General features: G+C 35.2%; 20 protein-coding genes. 3 read left to right on the forward strand and 17 right to left on the reverse strand.

The features are described from left to right. Window positions 1-4 precede the first annotated feature (4 nt). On the forward strand, window positions 5-2,218 hold the full coding sequence (locus tag NST77_RS16665) for a GH92 family glycosyl hydrolase (protein ID WP_144544618.1): 2,214 nt from the start codon (window positions 5-7) through the stop codon (window positions 2,216-2,218). Between the two features lie 75 nt (window positions 2,219-2,293). Here NST77_RS16665 and NST77_RS16670 read toward each other — a convergent pair whose 3' ends face one another. The 7 genes from NST77_RS16670 to NST77_RS16700 all read right to left on the reverse strand — a co-directional run bounded on the left by NST77_RS16670 (window position 2,294) and on the right by NST77_RS16700 (window position 10,697). Further along, window positions 2,294-3,784, reverse strand: coding sequence for a response regulator transcription factor (locus tag NST77_RS16670; protein ID WP_047943836.1), 1,491 nt, complete (start codon window positions 3,782-3,784; stop codon window positions 2,294-2,296). A 15-nt stretch (window positions 3,785-3,799) separates the two neighbouring features. Continuing rightward, complete coding sequence (locus tag NST77_RS16675) at window positions 3,800-5,491, reverse strand: sensor histidine kinase (RefSeq protein ID WP_341123238.1); 1,692 nt, start codon at window positions 5,489-5,491, stop codon at window positions 3,800-3,802. A gap of 12 nt (window positions 5,492-5,503) precedes the next feature. Further along, complete coding sequence (locus NST77_RS16680) at window positions 5,504-6,118, reverse strand: DUF624 domain-containing protein (protein WP_144544614.1); 615 nt, start codon at window positions 6,116-6,118, stop codon at window positions 5,504-5,506. Between the two features lie 70 nt (window positions 6,119-6,188). After that, on the reverse strand, window positions 6,189-7,655 hold the full coding sequence (locus NST77_RS16685; protein WP_144544612.1) for an extracellular solute-binding protein: 1,467 nt from the start codon (window positions 7,653-7,655) through the stop codon (window positions 6,189-6,191). Between the two features lie 24 nt (window positions 7,656-7,679). Beyond that, on the reverse strand, window positions 7,680-8,597 hold the full coding sequence (locus NST77_RS16690) for a carbohydrate ABC transporter permease (RefSeq protein ID WP_095329832.1): 918 nt from the start codon (window positions 8,595-8,597) through the stop codon (window positions 7,680-7,682). A gap of 23 nt (window positions 8,598-8,620) precedes the next feature. Next, entirely contained in the window at window positions 8,621-9,547 is a 927-nt protein-coding gene (locus NST77_RS16695; protein WP_204259868.1) for an ABC transporter permease, read from the reverse strand. Window positions 9,548-9,815: 268 nt separating this feature from the next. Next, on the reverse strand, window positions 9,816-10,697 hold the full coding sequence (locus NST77_RS16700; RefSeq protein WP_341123239.1) for an AraC family transcriptional regulator: 882 nt from the start codon (window positions 10,695-10,697) through the stop codon (window positions 9,816-9,818). Window positions 10,698-10,844: 147 nt separating this feature from the next. On the opposite strand from NST77_RS16700, the gene NST77_RS16705 reads away from it, so the two are divergent. After that, a complete protein-coding gene (locus tag NST77_RS16705; RefSeq protein ID WP_095329831.1) occupies window positions 10,845-11,585 on the forward strand; it encodes an SDR family oxidoreductase in 741 nt (246 codons plus the stop codon). A gap of 94 nt (window positions 11,586-11,679) precedes the next feature. Here NST77_RS16705 and NST77_RS16710 read toward each other — a convergent pair whose 3' ends face one another. Continuing rightward, window positions 11,680-13,134, reverse strand: a complete 1,455-nt coding sequence (locus NST77_RS16710; RefSeq protein WP_371471514.1) for a DHA2 family efflux MFS transporter permease subunit — start codon at window positions 13,132-13,134, stop codon at window positions 11,680-11,682. Between the two features lie 34 nt (window positions 13,135-13,168). Further along, a complete protein-coding gene (locus NST77_RS16715; protein WP_047943829.1) occupies window positions 13,169-13,744 on the reverse strand; it encodes a TetR/AcrR family transcriptional regulator in 576 nt (191 codons plus the stop codon). Between the two features lie 844 nt (window positions 13,745-14,588). Here NST77_RS16715 and NST77_RS16720 point away from each other — a divergent pair. Further along, window positions 14,589-15,260: an NAD(P)H-dependent oxidoreductase gene (locus NST77_RS16720; protein WP_095329829.1), complete on the forward strand. Its 672-nt coding sequence runs from the start codon at window positions 14,589-14,591 to the stop codon at window positions 15,258-15,260. A 118-nt stretch (window positions 15,261-15,378) separates the two neighbouring features. On the opposite strand, the gene NST77_RS16725 is transcribed toward NST77_RS16720, so the two are convergent. The 8 genes from NST77_RS16725 to NST77_RS16760 form a co-directional block, all read right to left on the reverse strand. Continuing rightward, a complete protein-coding gene (locus NST77_RS16725; protein WP_095329828.1) occupies window positions 15,379-16,974 on the reverse strand; it encodes a response regulator in 1,596 nt (531 codons plus the stop codon). A gap of 112 nt (window positions 16,975-17,086) precedes the next feature. Then, on the reverse strand, window positions 17,087-18,799 hold the full coding sequence (locus tag NST77_RS16730) for a sensor histidine kinase (RefSeq protein WP_341123241.1): 1,713 nt from the start codon (window positions 18,797-18,799) through the stop codon (window positions 17,087-17,089). A 304-nt stretch (window positions 18,800-19,103) separates the two neighbouring features. Next, window positions 19,104-19,709: a YesL family protein gene (locus NST77_RS16735; protein WP_123258311.1), complete on the reverse strand. Its 606-nt coding sequence runs from the start codon at window positions 19,707-19,709 to the stop codon at window positions 19,104-19,106. Then, window positions 19,702-21,288: a glycoside hydrolase family 43 protein gene (locus NST77_RS16740; RefSeq protein ID WP_095329825.1), complete on the reverse strand. Its 1,587-nt coding sequence runs from the start codon at window positions 21,286-21,288 to the stop codon at window positions 19,702-19,704. The genes NST77_RS16735 and NST77_RS16740 overlap by 8 nt, the downstream gene beginning before the upstream one ends. A 31-nt stretch (window positions 21,289-21,319) precedes the next feature. Next, a complete protein-coding gene (locus NST77_RS16745; RefSeq protein WP_095329824.1) occupies window positions 21,320-22,450 on the reverse strand; it encodes a glycosyl hydrolase family 8 in 1,131 nt (376 codons plus the stop codon). 68 nt (window positions 22,451-22,518) lie between these two features. Beyond that, complete coding sequence (locus NST77_RS16750; RefSeq protein ID WP_095329863.1) at window positions 22,519-23,400, reverse strand: carbohydrate ABC transporter permease; 882 nt, start codon at window positions 23,398-23,400, stop codon at window positions 22,519-22,521. 16 nt (window positions 23,401-23,416) lie between these two features. Next, window positions 23,417-24,373: an ABC transporter permease gene (locus NST77_RS16755; protein ID WP_341123242.1), complete on the reverse strand. Its 957-nt coding sequence runs from the start codon at window positions 24,371-24,373 to the stop codon at window positions 23,417-23,419. 121 nt (window positions 24,374-24,494) lie between these two features. Continuing rightward, window positions 24,495-26,159: a sugar ABC transporter substrate-binding protein gene (locus NST77_RS16760; protein WP_095329822.1), complete on the reverse strand. Its 1,665-nt coding sequence runs from the start codon at window positions 26,157-26,159 to the stop codon at window positions 24,495-24,497. Between the last annotated feature and the right edge of the window lie 121 nt (window positions 26,160-26,280).

A 26,280-nucleotide genomic window follows, 5' to 3' on the forward strand; every position in this document is an offset into this window, starting at 1 on the left:
GTCTATGCTAGAATTAATTGATACAAGACAAGGGACAGAAAATCAACATAGCTATTCAAACGGGAATACACTTCCCTATACAGGCTTTCCCTTTGGCATGAATTTCTTTGTTCCGCAAACGAAACATACAAATGGAAGTTGGTTTTTTCATCCGCGTGATCGGGTTTTTCAAGGCTTTCGGTTAACTCATCAGCCGAGTCCATGGATGGGGGATTTCTCTCATTTATTATTAACACCTCTTTCAGGCGCCGTTCACCATGACGATATTTACCATAATCAAAGTTCCTATCGACCTGAAAGTTCCGTATACCAACCACATTATTTACAAATAACGCAAGCACGCTACCGAATTAAGAATGAATTGGTTCCTACTACATATGGCTCCATACTTCGTTCTGCTTATAGAGATTTAAAGCTACCTGGTTTATCTCTACATCTTCCTGGCAAAGGAAACGTTTCACTAGATATAGAGAAAAACAAGCTAACTGGATATGTTTCCAATTTTGCTGGCTGTGAAGATTCTGATTTTAAAATGTACTTTGTCATGACCTTTAGCCATCCCATCGATCAAGTTAATACTGGCTTTTTCCAAGAGAATAAGATGTTTACTTCCGCTCTTTCAGCAACTGGCGAAGACCAGCACTTTTTGATGCGCTTCTTATTAACCGAAGACAAACCGCTAGAAACTCGTCTTGCCACTTCTTTTATAAGCAGTGCTCAAGCAGAATGGAATCTAAGTCAAGAACTATCGCCTTTTTCATTTAATGCTCTCAAAGAAAGGGCAGAGGAAGCTTGGGAACATTACTTAAATAAAATTGAAGTGAAGAATAAAGATTTTTCTACAGTTAAGACATTCTATCACTGTATGTATCGGATGTTTCTTTTTCCGCAAAAATTCTATGAAATAAATCAACAAGGTGAGCCGATTCATTATGATACAACAAGCAAAAGTGTAAAACCTGGTGTCCTGTATACAAATAACGGCTTTTGGGACACATTCCGAACCGTCTATCCTTTCTATTCTCTTCTTATTCCAGAAGAATATGAAGAAATGCTGAGAGGCTTTCTGAATAGTTATAAAGAAACGGGATTTCTCCCTAAATGGCTGTCTCCCGATGAACGTGGACTTATGCCGGGTACGTTAATCGATGCTGTTATTGCAGATGCGTCGCAAAAAGGAATTGCTGTTGATATCATTCCTGAGTTGTTTGAAGCAATGGTGAAAACTGCTTCTACCGTAAGTTCAAAGCGAACCTATGGCCGACAAGGAATCGAAGATTATGATACATATGGCTACATTCCTTCCAGCCATCATGAAAGTGTAAACCATACACTTGATTACGCATTTAGTGATTTCTGCATTAGCAGAGTAGCCCAAAAATTAGGACAGGATGATCTAAGGAAGACCTTCGAAAAGCGCGCTTATAATTATCGCAATATCTTCCATAAAGAAACGGGATTTATGCGTGCCAAAGATAAACAAGGCAAAGTAGAAGAACCCTTCAATTCCTTTAGCTGGGGGCAGGATTATGCAGAAGGAAGCGCTTGGCAAAGCAGCTTTGCGGTTTTTCACGACTTCGCTGGATTAATAAATGCTTATGGTGGAAAAGAACCTTTTCGAAACAAATTAGTAGATCTGTGCAATCAAGAACCGATTTTTGATACCAAAGGCTATGGTTTGGAAATACATGAAATGAGCGAAATGGCTGCAATTGATTTTGGCCAAGTTGCCATATCCAATCAGCCAAGTTTTCATCTGCCTTATTTATTTACCTATGCTGGTGATCCCGCTTCGTCTCAAGTTTTATTAAAACAATTAATGACCCAGTTATTCTCTAGTAGTCCAACTGGCTATCCTGGTGATGAAGATAATGGCAGTATGTCTGGCTGGTTTATTTTTAGCAGTATGGGCTTTTATCCTATCTGCCCTGGTACAGGGGAATATGTAATTGGAATGCCGATTTTTGATGAGATTACAATACATCTACCAAATGACAAAAAAATCGAAATTTCAACTGCATTCAACCAGCCACAATTTAATTTTGTTCATCAGGTTACTGTCAACAATGAAATTTACAACAAGCTATTTTTAAAGCATGACGTACTTATAAAAGGCTGCACCATCGACTTCCAGCTTGGTATTGTGCCGCCAAATAAAGACTATGCAGAAACAGATTTACCTTATTCCTTGTCGACAGACAGTGCCTCCCTCCTATAAATAAAAGCACACCAAAAACCTACCCGCGCCGACCAAGCCAAAGGGTAGGTTTTCTTTATATTCAAATCCACTTCCTCATTCATCAATCGGCTCAAATAATTGCTGATAGCTGTCCCTAAACTCTTTTGGAGAAATACCACAATATTTTTTAAAGTTTTTATAAAAGTAACCTGGACTCATATAGCCAATTTTTTCGGAGATTTCATTTATATTCAGCTCTGAATTCAGCAATAGATTCTGCGCTAGCTTTATGCGATAGTGATTTAAATATTGAGAAAAACTCTTATTGGTTTCTTTCTTAAAAATCTGCCCTACATACATCACATTTAAGTGGAGCCTTTCGGCAATTGCTTTTAATGTTAAATCCTCGTGATATTCTTCTTGGATGATTTTGAGGACATTTTGAACATTCATGCTGTATTCTCTTCTAAACTTCTTATACTTCAGATTGTCCAACAGATCTTTAATGATCATTTGCAGCTCTTTAAAAGAACAAGCTTTATTTATTTTCTCCACCATCTCTTCATAGATGAATTCATCCTGAACCTCAAGTTCGCGATAAATATCCATGAATACCAGGAAGATAATATAGCGAGTGTATGCAGGTGAAGCGGCGGATTCCATTAACTCCGCAAAGATTTGTTTAATCTCCGTTTGAATTGTTTCTATATTTCTTATTCCTAATGCCTTTTTAAACGCTGTGAACGATATATTCGGTACATTTTCATTTAAAACATTGGCGGTTGCCGTGTCCATAAATTGTTGCTGTCTTTCATAAAAAGAACTAAGATATAAACTACTCTTTGCATGTTCATAGCTTAAGGAAACATCAGCCATTTTCTTTACTTCTTCCCCGATTCCAAAAGTCACTTTATTTTGGCAGTATAGCACTTGGATTGATTTCATTAAGCTCTCCAGTCCCCATCTTCCACCAAAATAGATAACGACCCATTGGTCTTCTTCATAATGATGAAAAAAATATAAATCTTTATTCGTATGTAACAGCTGATGAACTTGGTCATGGAGTTTCTTTTTATAGGTAAAGATCAGCACTTGATACCTTTTCATCTCCGTACTTATATCAAAGGCAGCAAGCATCTTTTTTAAATCCATATAATCAATATCATCATGTACCCAGCGTTTGAGTAAATGTGCAAATAAATATTTTTCGCCTTGGATTCGCAGCTTTTCCTCTTCAAACTCCTTGATACACTTTTTTAACGTCTCGATTAATTCCTCTTTGTTTATCGGTTTAATTAAATAATTCTCTGCTCCCATCTGGAGACTTTCTTTCACATATTCAAACTCTTGATAGCCAGACAACACAATAAAACGGAAAAAGATGGACGCTTCTTGTGCTTGTTTTAGAAAGTCAATCCCAGAAAGGATCGGCATGGTTACATCGGTTATCACAATATCTACCTTTTGTCTTTTTACAAATTCAAAAGCCTCTTGGCCATTACCTGCTGTGCCGACAATTTCAAATCCAAGATTCTCCCAAGGAATCAACTTTTGCAAACCTCTTACAATCATATATTCATCATCAACAAGCAGAACTTTATACAAAGCTATCCTCTCCTTTTAAAACAAGATTTCGATTGTTAATCCGCCTAATGGATTGGTCATTAACCTCATGCTGTATGTATCTCCAAAAAAGGATCGCAATCTTGCATTTACATTATGTATGCCGATAGAGGACTCTAACTGATTTTCTGAAGAAGGCGTTTTCAATAATTCGTTGATTTTCTTTAATTTATCTTCGTGTACTCCTGTTCCGTTATCTTTGATTAAAATGCAGGTATACCCATCTTGCTTTGAGACCTTTACACTAATTGTATTGTTTTTCCTTGTATGATCAATCCCATGTATAAAAAAATTCTCCACCAGCGGCTGAATAGAAAATTTAGGGATGCTAATTTCTCCAAGCTCCTTTTCTATCTGAAACCCGTAAGCGATTCGATCCCGATAGCGCATTTGATACAAATAAGCATATTTCTCACAAAATTCGAGCTCGTGTCTGATTGTAACTACTTTCTCTTGGGTAATGCTGTTTCTTAACAAGCTTCCAAAAACATAAACAACATTCGATAATTCATCCGCCCCTTCACTAACCGCATACATCCGAATGTACTCAAGCGTATTATAGAGAAAATGCGGATCAATTTGAGACTGAAGCGCCCGCATATTAGCATCCTTTTGTTTGATTTCTAAGTTATAGATATCCTCAATATTGCGATTAATGCTATCTAACATCTGATTGATACTATGAGAAATATCCTTTAGCTCCCCTTGCTTCGTCTTTTCTTCAATGCGTACTTCCATATTCCCGTTTGAAACTTGATTGGTTCCTTTTTGAATATCTTCTACTTGAATCACATATCGTTTAAACGTTTTTCGGAGCCCAAAAAGAAGAATACCGTCTAAAATAGCACTAACAAATAAAAAGAAAAACAGGCTTTTCATCGATTCGTTAATTACTTCCTTTTTACTGTTGAAAGCGAGCACCTCAAAGTCATTGCTTGTATGAACACTTTTAATATAATATTGTTTTTCTAAATCCTTAAGACTAATAACGGAAGACTCTTCTAAATTTGCTGCAATCTTTTGGTGGAGCACAGGGTCTTGTCTGTATTGTCCTTGATAGTATACTAGTTTTTTTGTATCAGAAATAATTGCTACTTGAAGAGATGTTTTCTCTTTGTCATTATCTAAAATCCGTTCTAATTCTTTATCATTAAAGACAATTGATACAATTCCAATTTGTGATAAAGTATTGGGATCCTTTATTGCTTTTTGGTAGACTACTTGATTGGTGCTGATAGGAATATGGAGATATTTCTTACCCCCCTTGTTTTCCTTCGTTGAATAATAGACTTCTTTATAATCATTTAATGAAATGGTTACCGATTCAATATCATCATCCAAGTAATACATCTCTGTTACGATGCGCGGAAGATAAAGAAAGGCATTATTTTTTTGCTCACTTAACGATTTTTGTAAATATGCTGCTGGTTCTAACTCAAAATACTGATACATACTTGTGATCATTTCTGAGCTGGCCATTAAATTAGCGACTACTTTATCTAACTTTTTCTCATTGTCTGTCACAATATTTTCTAATTGATTAGCGACCCTCTCAACAGAATCGATTGCGGTCCTTTGCTTACCCTGGCTTGTATTATAGCTGACTAATAAAGAAAAAAGAGTAACAGCAGAAATTAAGATAATAGAATATGTTTTTAATAGTGAATTAATAAAATACTTACTTCCCAATTAGCATCATCCTTAAGATACATATACGAGTTTTTGACTAAGTCTTATAAATAGCTTATTGGAAATAAGGCTAGCTAGTATGATAAATAGCGAGATACTTCCGAATAAAATTAGGGCAGGATTAAAATAGGTAAGAACAGAAATGACAGCGAGCAGCCCTCCTAGTTTAAGGAGTGTCCAGAAGTCCATAAAGAACAAGAGAAACGACAGCTTCCATACATCTTTTATCGCTGCTTCATATTGTGCCTCAATAAAGAGCGAAAACAGGAAGCTGATAGCCATTAAAAATAGGGCAAAAATAAGCAAGAAGTCAATGATGAGAAAGAGCAAATGATTAATTTGTAGGGAAAAATAAAGATTATAGCTTAAAATGACACCTAATAGCAAAAATCCGTAAAAGGAGAAATTGCCACGTTTATAGCTGGTCTTAAAGGTAGAAAAAACATTCTTCCATGTTAATTCCTGATGGTCCCAACGGCACTCTAAAGATAGCTTTACAATCGTTAACAATGCAGGGCCAATACCAAAAATAACCCCCCCCATTATAGTCAGCAGCCAAAAATACAGATTCAGTTTTACTACTACATAAAATCGGTTAAAAAAAGTAGTCAAAAAAGAGGCAATCATATCGCTTTTCTCCTTTCTATTATATGATGAGAAAAGGCACGTTAACTAGAGCTAACGCACCTTTTAAAGATTAGTTTTTAGAGGCTTGAAATGCATCAAATTGCTTCTGCATTTCTTCGCGGACTTTTTCATACCCCGCGCCTTCTAATTTCTCATTTAATTCAGGGATTGCTTTATCTGGATCTAATGTTCCTGTGTTTAATCCATCAAGGTATTGGCTCATTACATTCGAAATATTGGTGATTTCTGTTTTCACGGAATCTGTATTAAAGGTGAAGCCTAGAATTGGAGAGCTTGTTGCATTGGCAATATTTTCATCTCGCTCTTTGATCTGTTCATCAGTAATAGAATCTTGAACATAAACAATTTTATTATTGCCTGTATTCCAGGCTGCCATATGGTTATTTGACTTATAGCCATCTAATAATTTTACTTTGTTTTCTCCGGTCTTTTCCCATGCCTTCCCCTCTTCCCCATAAATAAGCCCATTTAATAGTTCTGGATCAGAATTTAGAAGACCTAAGAACTCTACTGCTTTTTCTTTATTCTTGGAGTTACTAGAAACAACAAAGTTTGCCATTTGCGCTTGTGCTGTAGACTTAATTGGATCTGTAATCGGCATGGAAACTATTGGCTGCTCTGCCACTGTTGATAAAAGGGTATCACCATAGTCATACGGTCCCTGTGTCTCTTGGCGAACAAACCATGTACCACTATTTAATGGGTATTCCGTATTGCTTGTTGCTGCATCTTTAGCAATATATCCTTTATTGTAGTAGTCATGCATGATTCGCAAGTTTTCTTGCATTTGATCATTTTCATACTGATTAATAATTTTGGCGGTATCTCCATTTAAATCCACTGCAAAAGGCATGCCATTTCCTAAGACAAAATCCATATTAGGGAGAACGCGGAATCCTTGCCCAACCGAAAATGGCATGACGTCTTTTTCGTTTTCTTTTATCACTTTCAAAAGCGGCTCAAGATCTTTGTATCCTTTCACATCAGAAATATCTAAATTATATTTATCAATATATTGCTTATTAAATGAAAACATCGTCTGTGCGTACACATTACCATTTACCGGGAACGCATAAAGCTTTCCATTCACTGTATTCCCTTCAATATAAGCTGGATCCAGCATGTCATAGGCTTCTTTCGCATATTTTGGAAGTAATTCCGTTAAATCTGCATAAGCACCTTTTTGCGCATTTGTTACATAGTTATTGGCATAGGCAATATCATAATTTTCACCAGAAGATACGATAACAGACATTTTTTTCTCATAATCGCCCCAGCCAATATACTGTAAATTAACACGAACGCCAATCTCCTTTTCCGTTTTCTTGTTAACATTCTCCATTAACACATCAAAATTTTCCGGTTTATCGCCAATTTGATACATTAATAAGGTGGTTACACCTTCTTTAGAACTGTTATCCGCTGTTGAATTTCCTTTTAAACTACACCCAGCTAACACAGTGCCAATCAAATACATCAATACAAGCAAAAAAGGAACTTTTTTCTTCATTTTCATATACCATATCCCCCTTTTATTTACTTACTCTTTTACCCCGCCAATTGTTAAACCGCTAACAAAATAACGTTGAAAAAATGGATAGCTGCACGCAATCGGTAAGGTAGATATCACAACCATCGCCATTCGCGTAGCCTCTTTTGGAATAGCGGCAAGGCCACCAGATAAGTTTCCACTTAAGCCCGCATTTTGGGTCATAAAATCAATATTGCTTTGGATTTTCATCAATAAGTATTGCAGTGGAATTAGATTATCACTTTGAATGTACAGCAGTGCATTAAACCAATCATTCCAATATCCTAGTGCGGCAAACAGGCTTATTGTTGCAATTCCTGGCACCGCTAATGGTAAAACAATTTGTGTAAAGATCCTCATTTCACTTGCCCCATCAATACGGGAAGATTCAATAATCGATTCTGGCACCTGTCTTCTAAAGAATGTTCGCATCACAATGATGTTAAACGGACTTAAAGCCATAGGAAGAATAAGGGCCCACACGGTATCTTTTAACTGTAGCATATTCGTCATCACAATATAGCTTGGGACCATTCCAGGGCTAAATAACATCGTAATTAAAGCGAAGATAGTGAAAAATCGCTTATAACGAAAATTTGGCCGAGAGATGGCATAGGCATAGGTTGATGTGAATGCAACATTGATAAAGGTTCCGACAACTGTAACAAATACGGTAATAAACAAGGATTGAATAATTTGCGTTTTTAAATCAGCTAAATATGTGTACCCTTGAATACTCCACTCACTTGGCCACAATGCATATCCATTCGTTATCAAGGCTGTTTCACTTGTAAACGATATAATAATTACGAATAAGAAGGGGAAAATACAAGAGAAGGCAAACAAGCCTACCATGATATTAAAAAAGATATTTGTTTTTCGATTAAAGGTTCGGACTCGAACATGCTCTATTTTTTTCTTTTTCACTGTATGATTTGGACCTCCTTTCCTCAAAACAATGCAGATTCTTCATCAAATTTGCGAACAATGAAGTTAGCCAGAACTACTAAAATACAGCCGACAACTGATTGATAAAGACCTGCAGCTGCTGTCATCCCAATATCACCTGTACTTGTTAGTCCGTTATAGATATAAGTATCTAAGACACTTGTTACTTCATATAAAGCACCTGAGTTTCTCGGGATTTGATAGAATAATCCAAAATCAGCTCTAAAGATATTGCCGACGGATAAAATAGATAGAATAGATATTAAAGGTACTAGCTGCGGAATCGTGATATTTTTTATCTGCTGCCATTTCGATGCCCCATCAACCATCGCAGCTTCATAATAATCCGAGTTGATTCCCATTATACTCGCAAAATAAATGACACTATTATAGCCGACACCCTTCCATATTCCTAAGACGATTAAAATAAATGGCCAATATTTTTGCTCGTTATACCAATTAATTTCTTCTCCACCAAAAAGAGTAAGGATACTATTCATTAGACCTTTATCTGGACTTAAAAATGCAAAGACAAAATAACTGATAATAACCCATGATAAAAAATACGGAAATAGCATCGAAGTTTGATAAATCTTAATCATTCTTTTAGAACGCAGTTCACTGAGTACTATTGCCAAGAAAACAGCAAAAATCAACCCTAACACAATAAACGCAACATTATATAAAACAGTATTTCTTGTAATCAAGTAAGCATTATTGGAAGAAAATAAAAACTTAAAATTATCAAACCCAACCCATGGACTTTCCCGCAAGCTTTGAAAAAATCCGCCACTTGAATAGTGGAAATCTTTAAATGCTACAACATTCCCGAATACCGGAATATAGAAAAATAGAATAAGCCATATAGTTCCAGGCAATGCCATTAACAAAAAGGCCTTATTTCTCCACAAATTTCGTAACATGGCCATTTTTCTATCCCTCCCCCCTTTTTAGAAAACGCTTTCTTTTTTTATATAGCTAAATTATAATATCGAAGAGGGTGATAACCAATAAACAAATTATAGGAAAAACTAAACGAATTATATGTTTTTGGAGTTAGAATATAAAGATGATGAACAAAATCTTAAATAAGGTTACATCCTTAATATGTACTCAATCACAGCCACTTCTGAAAACTTAATGATTTCCACCATAAAAAGAAAACCTGCCATTTGTGCTTCAAATAGTAGGTTTTCCTCATTTCCAATTATCTTGTAATTTTTTCACATCGCTTTTCGGCGGCAAGCCAAACATTCTGCTATATTCTCTGCTGAACTGCGACGGACTTTCATATCCAACTTGAAAGGCTGCTTCTGCAGCTTCCAATCCTTCAGCTATCAATAACCTGCGCGCTTCCTGTAAACGAATCATTTTTTGGAACTGTAAAGGAGACATACCCGTAATCAACTTAAAATTATGATGAAAGGAAGAGAGACTCATATTCACAGCTTTAGCTAGTTCCTCTACGCGAAGCGGCTGGGCATATGCCTGATTTATCAATTTAATGGTTTCTTTTATCGCCTGGGCATGGGTTCCTAAAATGGCAAATTGCTTTATCTGATCACCATCCTCCTTCTGTAAAATCCGATATAATATTTCCTTTTGATATAATGGCGCAAGCACAGGGATATCCTTTGGAGTATCAAGCAGCCTTATTAATCTAAGTAAGGCATCTGACATTTCAGAGGTGGTTTTATTTACAAGCATCGCTCTTTTAGGAGGATCTGAAACTACTTCCTTATGATTAGCAACTGCTTCTAAAATCTGTTCTGTCGTAAATCCAAGTCTAATACATAAATATGGCTTTTCCTTCATAGCCTCTGTTATTTTCCCGCGAATAGGCAGATGCACAGATATAACTAGATACTGGCTGGAATCATAGCGAAATATCTCCTCCCCCAACATCACTATTTTGGAACCTTGTATAATGAAACAAACAGAAGGCTCGACAATAGAATGAAGCGGTTCTGTTAATGTGGATGCTCGTACAATGCTTAGATGGTTAATTTCTGTTGCGTGTGTACCATCTGTTTTAAAGTGTTTTTCTACTAGATCCGTTAACTCATTTTTATTATTCACCATATCCCCCCTACTTTTCATACATTTTACCTCTTATTTGGAGAATTAGGCAAAGATTATACAGAAATCTTCTATCACTCTTGCTGAAAGTTTTCTTATCATTACAGTATGTTATCTAAAGACTAATAATTAGCTATGGAGGAAGAAATGAAGCATTTACAAGATAAAGTCGCTATTATAACTGGTTCATCGAGAGGAATAGGAGCAACTATCGCAGAAGAACTTGCTCAATTAGGGGCGAAGGTGATAATTAACTATTCAAGTAGCTCAGAAAAAGCCAAAGAAGTTGTCGCAAGCATCGTGAATAAAGGTGGAGAAGCTATTGCAGTTCAAGCAGATGTCAGTAAAGTTAAAGAGGTAGAACGTTTATTTATAGAAACGCTTCAGCACTTTGGAAAAATAGATATTCTTGTTAATAACGCTGGCATAATGCACACCATACCATTAAAGGCTGTAACAGAAGAAGAATTTGATTTACATTTCTCCATCAATGTAAAAGGAACTTATTTTGCTTGCCAACAAGCGCTTCAGCATATGGAGGCTGATGGAAGAATTATTAATTTCTCCACTTCTGTAGCAGGAATGATGTTCCCTGGTTACAGCCTATATGCAGCAACCAAAGGAGCTGTCGAACAAATTACAAGACAGCTGGCAAAAGAATTTGGTCCCAAAAAAATCACTATAAACACGATTTCACCTGGTCCTACAAATACCGAGCTGTTTATGGATGGCAAAAGCCCTGAACAATTAGAAAACCTAAAAAAACTAAACGCCTTCGGCCGCTTCGGAGAAACGGACGATATCGCAAAAGTTGTCGCCTTTTTAGCGAGTGAAGATGCTCGTTGGATTACAGGTCAGACCCTTCGCGTTAATGGTGGAATGGTTTAATTGTAAGAAAAAAATCGATTGAAAGAATCGGATTCACACTGAACAGTGCAAATCGATGTTCTTCCAATCGATTTTTCATTATATTATTTTGCTATTAATGAGATGGATGGTCTACTTTCACTCGTTTGATAAAGAACGATAGAACTAGACCAATGATTGCAACAATAATCGCAAAGCTAAATGATTTTTGTACACCAGCTGTAAAGGCGAGCAATGGACTTAACGGGTTGGTTAAATCGGTCGCAGCACTATCTATATATTCCGCTGAACCTGAAGCTAAAAGAGAAATAGCAATTGCTGTTCCGATAGCTCCACCAACTTGCTGCAACGTATTCATAATTGCAGTTCCATGTGGATATAATTCAGGCGGCAATTGGTTTAATCCATTTGTTTGTGCCGGCATCATTACCATAGAGACACCAATCATTAATACAATCAGCAAAGCAATAATAAAACCTGATGATGTATCAATATCAATTGTAGAGAAACCAAATAATGCAAGAGTTGCTAGTGCAAGACCAGGAATAACTAACCATTTTGGCCCAAATTTATCAAAGAGACTTCCCATAATTGGCGAAAGTAATCCGTTAATTAAACCACCTGGCAGAAGTAGTAATCCTGCTGTAAATGTGCTTAATGCAAGCACATTTTGTAAATATAGCGGCAATAAAATCATGGATGAAAGCATAACCATCATAATCATGATGACAAGTACTAAACCTATAACAAACATTGGATATTTAAAAGCACCTAAATTCATCATCGGCTGCTCACTTTTCACTTGGCGAATAGCAAACAAGATTAATGCTATTAGTCCAATGGCAATAGAAATAATCACTTCTAAGCTGCCCCATCCGCCGCCTTCTCCAGCATTACTAAACCCGTAAACAATACCACCGAATCCAATTGTTGATAAAATAATCGATAAAATATCAATCTTTGGCTTCGTTAATGTTGTTACATTTTGCATAAATATACTACCGAATACAAGCGCAACCACAAGCAGTGGCAGGGAAATCCAGAAAATCCAGTGCCAAGTAAGAGAGCGAAGAATTAATCCAGAAATAGTTGGCCCTACTGCCGGAGCAAAACTAATGACCAACCCCATCATTCCCATTACTTTCCCCCGTTTATGCGGTGGAATTAACACAAGAATTGTGTTAAACATAAGCGGTAATAATAGTGCTGTACCAATTGCCTGAACAACACGAGCAACCATTAAAATGGTAAAGGTAGGCGCGATTGCTCCTATAAGCGTTCCCGAAATCGAAAAAATAAGGGAAGTAATAAATAACTGTCTTGTCGTAAACCATTGTAGAATAAGTCCTGATACAGGAACTAAAATTCCAAGTGTTAATAAATAACCTGTTGTTAACCATTGTACGGTTGTTTCGTTAATACTAAAATCCGTAATAATTGTTCTTAGCGCCATATTCAGTGCCGTTTCACTAAATAATCCAATAAAGCCCGCAATTAAAAAGGAGGCAATAATCGGCACCGTCTTAAACTCCGTTTTCCCAATTGTTTCGCCTTTAGCGGGAATATCCATTGTCATTTCTTTTCCTCCTTTAAATCCAAAAAAATCACTGTTTTAACAGCACTGCTATTTGATTCGAAATGCAACGCAGGGGGTTACTGCTCTTATTCGTGAGAGCAAGCATGCACCCACCTTCTATCATTGCATTTAACGTAATACCCAGTTCCTTTGCCAGAGGTTCTGCAAAGCCAAAGTCCTCTAGCCTATTTGTATAAAGCGCCTGCCAATCGGTAAAAGTAGCATCACATGCCAAGCGCAGCGTTTCATGTGTTAACGCTGTTTCAGAAGCAATCAAACTAATTTGCAAGCCTTCAAGTGCACTGCAGCCCATCTGATCAAATTCATTTGCGATAGAATTCACATGTTGTTGAAATGCAGCCACAGGAGTTTCCCCACTATATAAGTCTGCTTTCATTTTCTCTACGACTAGCTCTCGCATTCGCTTAATTGCTTCTAATGCAATTTCTTCTTTCCCGTTTGGAAAGTGATAATACAAAGAGCCTTTGGGAGCACCACTCTCATCAATTATTTGATTAAGACCCGTTGCATGGAATCCTTGCAGTTGAAATAGTTTCGTTGCAGTAGTTAGAATTGCTTCTTTTTTATTGTTGCCTTTCTTCATTAGATCATCTCTTCTTAAAATTATTATAACAACTGGTCTACATAATATTAATGTGGCATTCTAAAAGTGTCAAGAAGATAATAGCTGATTTTGCTTCTTTTTTATACAAAAATTACTGATTCTTTACTTATTTTTAAAGTAAAGGGTTTTTATTTATATTCTTCACCAAGATGCCTTCTGGTACAATTGTTTCATCATAAAAGTGACTGGCATAAATATTTCAACCAAATAGCCCCCAGAACAATTAGACGGACATCGTAAAAATACATTCGTCCAATTGTTTTGGGGGGTATTTATTTTAAGAAAGATATGCTAGTGATAATTTAAAGCAGGCTGAAGACTTATCCCGCTTATTGTGGTAGGAAGTCATAAACAATTAAAGCCATTGATAAGAGACCCCCTGTCAAGAATACTAATAGGTTTCCAACAATAGAAAGGTATTTCAAGCGACTTTTTTCGCCTTTAAATCCGAATATCAATCCGACTAAAGGGATGATAAATATACTTGCTAATATACTATAACCGAGATAATCGTTCCCAATTCCAATGTTAAATCCTGTTTCATCATATAACTTCCGCATCATGTTAGCTAGAATAAAGACAACAATAAACTAAGAAGCAATAAAAAGATATGCCAGTGTTCTTGCTTTTCATTCGCCTACTCTCCTCTTTCCTGTTGTAAATTAATGGAACTTATATATACGTCATACACAAATAATGGAAATATATGAAGAGAAATCAGACTGATTTACCACAATAATTTCCTATGCTATACTCATAAACAAATTGGTTATCTTAAAGAAGTACTGGGTAATCAGATGGTATATAAGAAGGGAGATAAATTATGCGCAATAAAGAAGAGTTAAAACAGGAAATTCTTGCTGCCTATCATTTTCGTCATGCTACAAAAGAATTTGATCCAGAGAAGAAGATTCCTGAAAGTGATATGAAGTTTATTTTAGAAACAGCTCGTCTTTCTCCAAGCTCATTTGGTACTGAGCCTTGGAAATTTCTTGTGATTGAAAATCCAGAATTGCTAAATAAAATAAAACAATCATCTTGGGGAGCGTCTACAAAGATTCCAGCCGCTAGCCATTTTGTGATTTTATTAGCTAGAACAAAATTAGATACAGCCTATAATTCTACCTATTTAAAAGAACAGTTTACCAATGTATCCAAGCTTCCTGCTGGAGTGATTCCAAAAATGATTGAACGGATAAAAGAATTCCAAAAGGAGGATTTCCGCTTAGATACCGATCGTGCTTTATTTGACTGGGCTTCCAAACAAACCTATATCGCGCTTGGAAATATGATGACCGCTGCTGCCCAAATCGGCATCGATTCTTGTCCTATAGAGGGCTTTCATATGGAAAAAATGAATCAGTTATTAGATGAAGAAGGACTTTTAGAAGATGGCCATTTAGGTATTTCCGTCATGGTAGCATTCGGCTATCGTGCGAAAGATCCATATCCAAAAACACGCAGAGAATTTGACGATGTGGTGACGTGGGTATAAGTATTGTTTAAAATTGCTTAACAGAAACTCTCCCCGCTTTAGTGAATGTATTCAATGCGGGGAGAGTTAAAAAGGGATAACTAGTTCTTTATTTATACTGTCTCCATGCATCTTTTCTTTACGCTTCCTTTATACTTCTAGATATAAGACGATATTTTCTAGGGGTCACATGCTTAACTTGCAGGAATTTTTTTATAAAATAATCAGGATTCTGAAAACCTATATTTGTCGCTATTTGATAAATACGATCATCTGTTTCTTCTAAAAGCTGGCATGCTTTTTCTATTCTATATTCATTTAAGTAATCTTTAAACGCTACTCCATATTTTTTACTGAATAATTGGCCTAAATATACACTATTTATATTATATTTATCTCCTAATTTTCTTAAACTCAATTTTTCCATATAGCGCTCTTCAATGTCCCTTTCAATTTTAATTAAGATGTCTTTTGATGAATAATTTCTGATACTATATAAATAGTTTGCAAAATGTAATGAATAGGTTAAAAACTCATCCATTGAAATTTTTCCAGATAAAATATTCTTCTGATCATGAATAAACAGCGAGGACTCATCATTAGAAAAATTCGGTTTATTATTCTTGTTCCATAGATCTGTTAATTGATAAATTAACAGAGTAAGATTGTTTTTTATTAATTGAGGATGCAGACATTTCCGTTGAAATTCATCGTATATTTCTTTAACAATGACGGTTATTTTTTGCTCATTATTTTCTGATATACTATCCATATATTGATTTATCCGTTTTGGAGATAAGTGATATTGCTCTAAAGAAAATACTGGTGTATTATCGCAATAAATGATTGATTTATCGGCACAATAAAAATATTCATATTCTTTTCCTAAAACTACTTTATTATAGGAATCAGTTAGTTCTTCTATTTTCTGTACTGTATTTCCGATATACATTTTCACCCTGAACGGTACTTCACTTATTAATCTTCTTTGAAGTTTCTCTATATAATTTGCTCTATAAACCTCCGAACGATTGCATTGCCAAACAAGACTTACTGAGTATTCCATGTTTGTATTTTCTATATCATAAAGAATAAGGAAGTTCTCTTCCTGCACCATTTTTTCTATGACTTTATACAGCTTATTTCTCCACTCCTTTTTTTCATCTGTTGTAACACGTTCCTGCCTAGTTTCTTGTACAACATCCATATTAATAAAGGTATAGTTTTTGAAATCTCCATATCTATCTTTGATAAATTCAATGTCCTTTAAGGTAAATTTATCATATAATATATTTTTTAAATGATAATCATTAATTGCCTTGTTCTTTTTTTCTTCCTCTTTTTCTTTTCGCTTTAATACTATAAATCGTTTATTAATGGTTTCTAGTAAATCGATTAACTCCTTTTCCTGTATTGGTTTTAACAAGTAATCAGTAACCCGATATTGAATAGCTTTCTTCGCATATTTAAATTCATAATATCCACTTAAGATCACAAACCTTATTTCCTTATCCATACTCTGCTTTACTTGTTTAATTAATTCTAGTCCGTCCATAACAGGCATTTTTATATCAGTAAAAACAATGTCCACTTCATAGTCTCGAATAATTTGAAGAGCATCTTCCCCATTTCCCGCTTCATAACAAAGTTCAAAACCATAGTTTCCCCAGTCAATCATGACTTTAATTCCTTCCCGAATATATGGCTCATCATCAACAATAAGGACTTTTAACATTATTTATTCCTCCTAAATGATCTTTCTCCTATTCAAAATGAATTTGTGAAAGAAACACTAAATGAAAAAGTAATTAACACCTGCCTTAGAAATACTTTTCCCAGCTTACTCTCTATATAATGGGTAACTTAATGTATACTTCTGTTCCAGTGTAATTTTGGCTTTCAATTTCTAATTCCCCTTCCTCTTGATAGTGCATTTTTAACCGTAAATAGGCATTTAAGATTCCTGTGCTCTCTTCCCAATTGGATGTTGTCACATCATTTTTCTCAAGGTCCTCTCTTATTTTCCTTAATCTCTTTGCATCCATCCCAACTCCGCTATCTAAAATTTCAATATAAATAGCATTCTCTTGTGTAGAGACGATGATGCTAATTTCTCCTCCATTTTTCTTTTTCTCAATCCCATGAATACAGGCATTTTCCACAAAAGTTACTATCAGCATCTTTGGAATATAATGCTCCTTGCATTCCTCTTCTACATAGATAGAAAAGTTTAATCTATCTACAAAACGATATTTTTGAATATTTAAGTATCTTTGAACATATGCTAATTCTTCCTCGACAGTAACAAAATATGAATCACTCCATTTGGTCATTCTTCTAAATAACTGTGCTAATTCATTAATAACTGTTGCACTTTCTCGATCTCCATTTAGTAAATTCCTCATTCTGATGCTATCAAGCGTATTATAAAGAAAATGTGGATTTACTTGACTTTGAAGCGCATTTAGCTCTGCTTTTGTTTTGGCTAATTCTATTTTCTGCTGTTCTCTCTCCTTTTTGTACACTTCACCTAATAATTCATCGATTTTAACCACCATGAAATTATAACTCCTTATTAAATCACCTATTTCATCTTTCCCTTCATTTATATTGATTCTTTCGAATATCCCCTTTTCTACTTTCAATAAATGCTGCTCTGTTAGAGCAATTCTATCTTGAAAGGACTTATTAATAAGCAAAATAACAAGTGTGGGAAATAGAAAATTAAAAATTATTAACACCAGGAGTATGGTTTTCTTGTTCTCAATGAGATCAAAAATATTAATCTGATTATTAGATATATAGATATCCCATCGATCATTGATTGCTAGAAAAGAATCAGATAGATTAAATCTGGATTTTTCTTTTGATTTTAATTTTCGGAATATGGTATTCTTTTTCTCTGAGCCCTGATTACTAAAAATAACCTGATCATTATATGCTATTACAATATTATTACTCGTATCTTCATTTTTGATATTTGCCAATAATCGATAATAATTAATATTTATTTTTACAATACTTTTATATCCGTTGCTTCTATTTGGTAATTCTCTTATAAAACTAATCGTTCGATTCGACTCTAACTTTGGTGGGAATTGCTTATTCTCTTCATAATAAGGATATAAAATCATATTATGATTATTCTCTTTGTAAATTCTATACCAATTCGTTTGCTCGACCGCTCGCAAATTCCAAAAAACCCCACCGTTAATAATAGTTGGATTAGTAGTGTATATTTCTATACTTTCCAACGCTTGAGATACATAAAAATTATTAATGATGTTTTCTTGAACAAGGGAAATATAGTCACTATAATAATCTACATTATCTTTATACTTTTTTTGAAGAAATTCGTTGATTTTCAAATCTCTACTAATATAATTGGATACTTCCGTAATCTCGTTGAAGCTCTCATTAAGATGATATTTCAGCCGTTCTATCGTAATCTCCATTGATTTATTTTTTTGAATATCCTCATTTTCTCGAATGGAATGGATAATGACTAAATTAGTAAGAACGATAGGAATCACTACAGCTAATAAATAAATTAGTACCATTTTTTTCTTTATTTTTATATTATTCAGAAGCAGTGCAAGCAAATTTTTTTCCCATCCTTCCAAACCAGTCTCTACACAAATAGTAAAGCTAAAGGCTATTATCTACCATACTCAGACAGAAATATTAAACGATTGCGACTTCTGGTCCATTTGTTTTGTAAGCGTTTTCCACAATGCGTATTCTACCATTTATTCACTACTACTAGATAGAGATTTTTTTCATATAAATCAGTATTGCTATATTTCTTTGAAGATTTAGTTATAGTCTGTGCTTAATTCCTCTTCTTTCCCCCACACTCTCCTGTTATTTTTCTTTCAAATAGCTGGAGAATATAGTTTCCATATAGCGACTTATTATATAGGAGAAAAATGCAGGAATGATTACAACTAATATTGGTAATAACCATATACTAACTATAAAAAACACTAGAAGTATTAATAGAAATAGCGATTTAGGCAAATGGCTGATGGCTAAAATGGCAGCATTTTTCCAAACAATTTTTAATGGGGATTGAAATCTCGCTATATAGGAGATAGCATAAATAAAACAACAACATACCAAAGGGATAAGCAGAAGAAATATTGTTTGCCCTATTATAGATACAACACTCCCATTTGTTTGCGCTCCTAAAAACAGACTATTGTAATAAAACACAGAAATGGCAGCTACAAAAAATACCCAAGTAATAGTAGCCTGTTTAAAGCTACTTTTCATCGCTTTCCAAAATTGTTGAAATATATATCCCTCTTCCTCTCTAATAGCATGATGGGCTGCATAATACAATGCAGCCGTTGATGCCCCAATCGTAATGATAGGTAACGAAAATACTGTCCAAAGAATACTTAAATATAATAAATTAGCTACCTTTGTCAATCTCCTCATATATATGCCATTCATTAACCTATTCATACTGTTTCACCTTTTCTGTTACATGCAGCTCTACTTCCTCGTTTACTTGCTCCAACCATTGAAAGTCTGCATAACAACTGTTTGTAAGATCCGATTTACTAGTTACATAAACTCCCATTGTACAACCAACAAATCCTCCTGCCACTTCCGTACTTAGGATATGTGCATCTATATTCTTCACCACTTCTATTTCCTCGCCATCTTCTTGAGAATAATAGAAATGGAGTTTTTGACAATCGCCTTTTATTTTTAAGGTTAAATTACGAGAATCCTCTACTATACGTTCTTCCAGCTTCTCTTCCCCATTATAATTTGTTATGACTCTCAATTCTCTTTTTCCATCAAACAATCCTGAGACAAAGCGAATAGAATAACGATCATTTTGCAGAATGACAAGCCCGGCTTCATCCCCATTTTGTTGCGGAGTAAAATCCAGCCTCGTTTTAAGCGTATACCACATGGATTGTTGTCTAATCCCTATATAAGAAGGGGATGCAATATCTGCGATTGTATGTGGGGAAGCGTACATTCTTAACCAACCGTCTCTTTCATCAAAAACATACTTTTCTATATCAGGATTTCTTAAAAATAATAACCGCTTATCTAAAGGTTGTTCAAACAGAATTCGGGGATTTACTGTTTCTGTTGGAAAAAGTGGCAGCCTGTGCATCTGCTCTCTTGCTAACCTTCCTAATCCCGGATTAATGACTGGCCAATCACTCTCCCAGACTACTTCTGCTAGAAATGTCTCTCTGCCTAAATTGCTATATCCGTCAAAAATACGACTTGCAAGACAAGTCATATACCACTGCCCATCCGCTGTTTCCACTAAGTCGCCATGCCCTACATTACATACAGGATAATCACGTCCAAGATGCCTATGTGTAAGAATAGGGTTACATGGATTTCCTATATACGGACCATCAATTTTTTCACTTCTCGCAATCGTGACACAATGTTCAAACGAAGTGCCACCTTCTGCAATCATTAAATAATAATAACCGTTCCTCTTATATAAATGTGGTCCTTCTGGCCAAATTGCCTCTCTTAGAGCACCCTTCCAAAGTTTTGTACTGACTCCAATCAGTTTCATAGATTTTAGATCTATTTCCTGTAGCCATACCTCCCAGTCTCCATTGTAGCGCACTCCTTTGGGATTGGGCCTTGTCCCTACATAATAGCTTTTTCCATCTGTATCAAAGAATAGACTTGGATCGATTCCTGCTGCTCCTTCTAAATAATATGGATCAGACCAGGGTCCTGTTGGATCAGTTGCTGTCACAATAAAGTTTCCACCATTTGGAACATTTGTCGTTATCATATAGAAAATTCCTTTGTTATACCTAATAGAAGGTGCAAATATTCCTTGAGAATGTGTAACATCTGATAGGGGAAGCTGCGATTTTCGGTCCAATATATTTCCGATTAATTCCCAGTTAACAAGATCCTTACTATGGTAGATCGGAACACCAGGAAAATAAGAAAAAGTGGATGTAACCAAATAATAATCATCTCCAACTACACAAATAGATGGATCAGGCGAAAATCCTTTTAAAATTGGATTCTTAAAAGTCTGCACTGCCGATCATCCCTTCTTCTCAAAAATAGCACTACCATATTCTATAATTTCCGCTTAACGATAAAAACGCAAAGCTATAAAGAAAGTTATCATAATATCTCCGCTCTCCCGTTCTAAGGGGGGTATTCCAAAATTTCTCTACACAGTCTTTCGCATAATCAAACTTTCCTTCTGTTGCAAGGGAACCCATCGCATTTGTTGCTAATAGGCCAACAGGATGTAACACATTCTGCTCCACCTTTGTTCCATCTATAGCATAAACGTAATCCTCTTCTCCTTTGACTGTTTCGCAAAAGAATTTTTGAATCTTTGCCACGCAATTTCTTAATTCTTCGTCTTTGCCAAACCATTCGTAATCGAGGCCAATATTAGCCGCTACCCGATACGAATCACTATAAAAGTAGAAATGCTCGCTGTCATAGTAAGGATTTCCATCATAATCGGCATATTCTGCTGTAAGCCCCGTAACTGGATGACATGCTTTTAACAAATAGCTTCTACTCGCTTCCGCTGCTCCCTTCCAAAAATCACGATCTTCTTCATTTGCCCATAGGGAAAAAAGTTCATAAAAGTGGGGCAAATGATAGGAAGGATCAGAGTACTCTACTTCTGGAATAAATTTGATAAGCTTATTTTCAGGATTCCACATTGGAAAGCCATCATTGTTTTCTCCTTTATGGATGCAATAGTGGAGAATATCTTTCGCTTCTTTTGAATATTCAAAGATTCCGTCTCCATCTCCCCAGCGATGCGAAGCAAAAAATAATGCCATTGCAAAAAATTCTTCTCCGTCGGGAGCTGGTCCATAAGAATTTTTTACTCCTTCGGGTGAAACAGACCATGAAAAATAGTTAGCATGAACACCAGAATCCATCCACATATATGTTTTTGTCCATTTCCATAACCGATCAAATACTTCCTTTTGATCTAATTGCACACTTAACATCATTGCATAGGACATACCTTCTGTCCTTACATCGTTATTCCCCGTATCTACCACATATCCCATCTGGTTATCTGTTTCATAATAAATTCGTTCCTCCTCCTTTCCGAAAAATAACGTTTGCCAAATAAGCGCTAAGCGATTGTTAATTTCCTCTTCTTGATAGCCATATTTTTTAAATAAATTAGTATATTCCCCCGTCTGAAATGCTTTAACCATATTAATCTACCGAACTATCACGTTTTGATAGTAAGGCAGCTCACCTCCATCACTTATTTTTAACATCTTTATTCTTTTACTCCACCTATTGTTAGTCCACTCATAAAATATTTTTGTAAGAAGGGGTAGAGACAAACAATCGGCAATGCTGTAATAATGGTTGTTGCGGCTCGTATTGATGTAGGAGTGACCATAGAAGACGAATTTTTCATAGAATCCGCATTTGCACCTTGATTCGTCACAGAAGAAAGCAGTTTCATTAATTCATATTGTAATGTAGTTAATCGATCATTAAATCCATTGTATAACATCGCATCGAACCAAGAGTTCCATTGGTATACTGCTATAAATAATGCAACTGTTGCTAAAACTGGTTTGCATAGCGGCATTATAATACTTATAAATATTCTAAAATGAGATGCACCATCCATTTTGGCCGATTCCACTAAACTCTCCGGTAATCCATTAATATACGTGCGGATAACTAACATATTAAACGCACTTATCATTCCCGGAATAATATACACCCAAAAGCTATTTAACAATCCTAATTTACTCATCAAAAGGTAATTCGGAATCAACCCCGCATTTAAATACATAGTAAAGATATAGAGCAATGTAATAGATTTTCTAAATACAAATTCCTTTCTGCTTAATATATAGGCTAAAAGAGCAGTCAGAAATAATTGAACGATTGTAGCAATTACCGTTCTTGCAACAGTAATAATAGAAGCTTGGATAAGCGTATCTTTTTTCAATACAGTTATATAGTTTTCAAGTGTTAATTCTCTTGGAAAGAGGTAAATTCCTCCTTTAATAGAATCTAATCCATCATTAAAGGAAACTGCTAGCGTATTTAAAATGGGGTACAGTGTTGCAAGAATAAAAAACAGTAAAAAAATCCATTTAAAAATATCAAAAAGTACATCAGAATAATAGACCTTTTTCATCACTCTCCATCCTCCTTTAGAATAGTCTTTCTTCTCCCGCTGCTTTCGCTAAGTGGTTAGCAATGAAGATTAAGGTAAGACTAATTATTCCATTAAATATTCCAGCAGCAGTAGCTAATGAATAGTTATTTAAGCTAATTCCGTATTTTAAAACAAAGATATCAATTGTTTGCGATACTCCTTGCACTAATCCATTTCCTAATAAATATTGAACTTCAAATCCAGCATTTAATATATTTCCAATATTGATTAATAAGAGAATAAAGATAGTTGGTTTAATCCCCGGCAATGTAACATGCCAAATTTTTCTTAAGCGATTCGCTCCATCAATAGATGCTGCCTCATACAGTTCTTCATTAATCGATGCCATTGCCGCTAAATAAATAATGCTTCCCCATCCAGTTGATTTCCATACATTTGCAAAGCCTACAATCCACCAAAAGTATTTGGGATCTGCAAAAAAGTTAATAGGTGTATCAATTATGCCAAAAACTAACAATAATTGATTGATAATACCTGTTTCCGGAGACAATACTTCCATAACAATTCCTGTCACGATAATCCAGGATAAAAAGTGAGGAAGATAAGAAACGGTTTGCATAAACTTTTTGACTGTTTTATTTCTTACCTCGTTTAATAGAAGTGCAAATCCAATAGAAAAAATGAATCCTAGCACTAGGTTTATCATACTCATTGCTAACGTATTACGGACTACATTAATGAATGTAGGATCAGAAAAGAGAAATTTAAAATTGTTTAGCCCCACCCATTCTTGTTCAAATATTCCTCTTCCTGGCCGATAATTTTGAAAAGCCATTAACCAGCCACTAAGAGGAGCATAATAAAAAATTAATGCATAAATTACAAAGGGGATAGATAACAACACTAATTCTTTTTGCTCTTTACATTTTTTAAATAATTTTTTTAAAGAACCTACCTTTTTCGGAGATGGATGTACGACAGTTTCTAACATTACCGGTTTCTCCTGCTGCACCCTTTACACACACCTTTCCTTAATACGAAAGGGATTGGGAAAACGTCCTATATTTCAGGGCGCACCCCAATATTTCGTTAAATAATCATTACCAGCATTTTTAATTATTAGATTCAGAGACTTCGATTCTTCGTTGTACTTCCTTTGTTAAGGCATCTTCATAGGCCTTTACATCAACTTGAGAATTGTAAGCATCCATGTAATCATCCCAAGCACTTTCAAACTTATCTGGTGATGTCATAATAACTTTTGGTAACCACTGCTGCTTTACTTCCGTCATTTTTTCTTTTGAAATTCCTTCTGGTGTGCTGGCAGTCCATCCATTTGTCGCTGAATAAATAGGATACCAAGGTGCATTTTCCTTCACTGGTGTTAAGAAATCTGTCCATTTTTTATAGCCATAAGCATCAAGAATTTTTCGATCCAAATCAGATAAAGTAGCATAGAATTCATCTGGCTGTTCACCTGGAGATACAGCATTGATTCCGTCTTCCAGCATTCCAGTGTATGTCGGGAAATAATTATAATCAGAAAAATTATTCGTCACGTAATTCTGATTTTTTGCGTTTTTACGTTGTTCTTCGGTTCGATAGAATAAACCTTTATCATCTACTTCATAATCAACGCCCTTTTCTCCCCAAGTTCTCATAACCATCACCTCAGGATCAAGTAAGTCATTTAGGAACTTCAAGGAGCCCTCAACATCTTTATTACTAATGCTAATACCAAGACCATTTGCAACATTCAATGTTGGCGGACTAAAATATTGCGGTGTAACATTTTTATCTAAGACTAAATCAAGCGGAACATAAGTTAGATGATCTAAACCTTGTGATTTAAGAGAAGTTTCTGCATCCTGGAATTGCCAATATTGATCAACCATTCCTAATACACGCCCTGAAGAAATTTTTGCAATATATTGATCATAAGACATCGTAAAAGTTTCTGGATCAACTATTCCTTTGGCAAATTTCTCACTTAGGATTTTGTAATACTCTTTTGCTTCTGGAATTTGATCATAAACTTTTGCTTCCTTTGTTACAGGATCAATAACCGCAGCTCCGTCATTAGGATATCCCGCTAAAAATTGCGGTGGGTTTTCTAAACAGAAATATCTCCAATCATCAGACAAAATGGAAAATCCAATATTCTTCTGGCCATCCTCTGAAGTAGGATTTTCTTTAAGATAGCTTTCAATTAGATCAAAATATTCATCTAATGTGGTGATTTCAGGATAATCAGCCCATTCCAAAATGCGCTTTTGAATCCAAAATGCTTCATCACTATGGTTAACTGCCATATTCTGCCCTTTAACGACACCAAATTGCGGAATAATATAAATATGTCCATCCTCATGTCTAATTTGATTCCATTGAGCATCCGTATACAAGTTTTTAATATTGGGATAATCATCTAAATAATCCTCTAATGGAATTAATGCACCAGCATTGATTAATGCAGCTGTACCATCTGATCCATCAATAAAATCAGGATATTCACCTCCTGCAATCATTACCCCGATTCGCTCAGAAGCGGTTTGTCCTGTTAACCACGTAACATCTGCTTTTGCTCCTATTTTTTCAGCAATTTTATTCATCATTCTATTATCATCCGGTAATTCTTTACCAGGCACAGCCATAAATGCAGTAAAAGTTTTTATTCCATTTTCATCCACATTAGACGATGTTTCCTTATCTGATTCGCAGCCTGAGAGCACTAATAAACCTATTAAAAACAAAGATAAAACGGATATTATCTTCTTCATCTGTACACCTCCGGATAATTGTTCAACCAATAAGAATAAAGAAATGTATATACTCCATATAAAATAAAAGATAGCAAGGTCTTCCTTATCTCCCCCTTTTCATTCTAATAAAGAAAACGCT

Origin of the sequence: Niallia sp. FSL W8-0177 (assembly GCF_038006285.1) — a bacterium.
GTDB lineage: Bacteria > Bacillota > Bacilli > Bacillales > Cytobacillaceae > Niallia > Niallia circulans_A.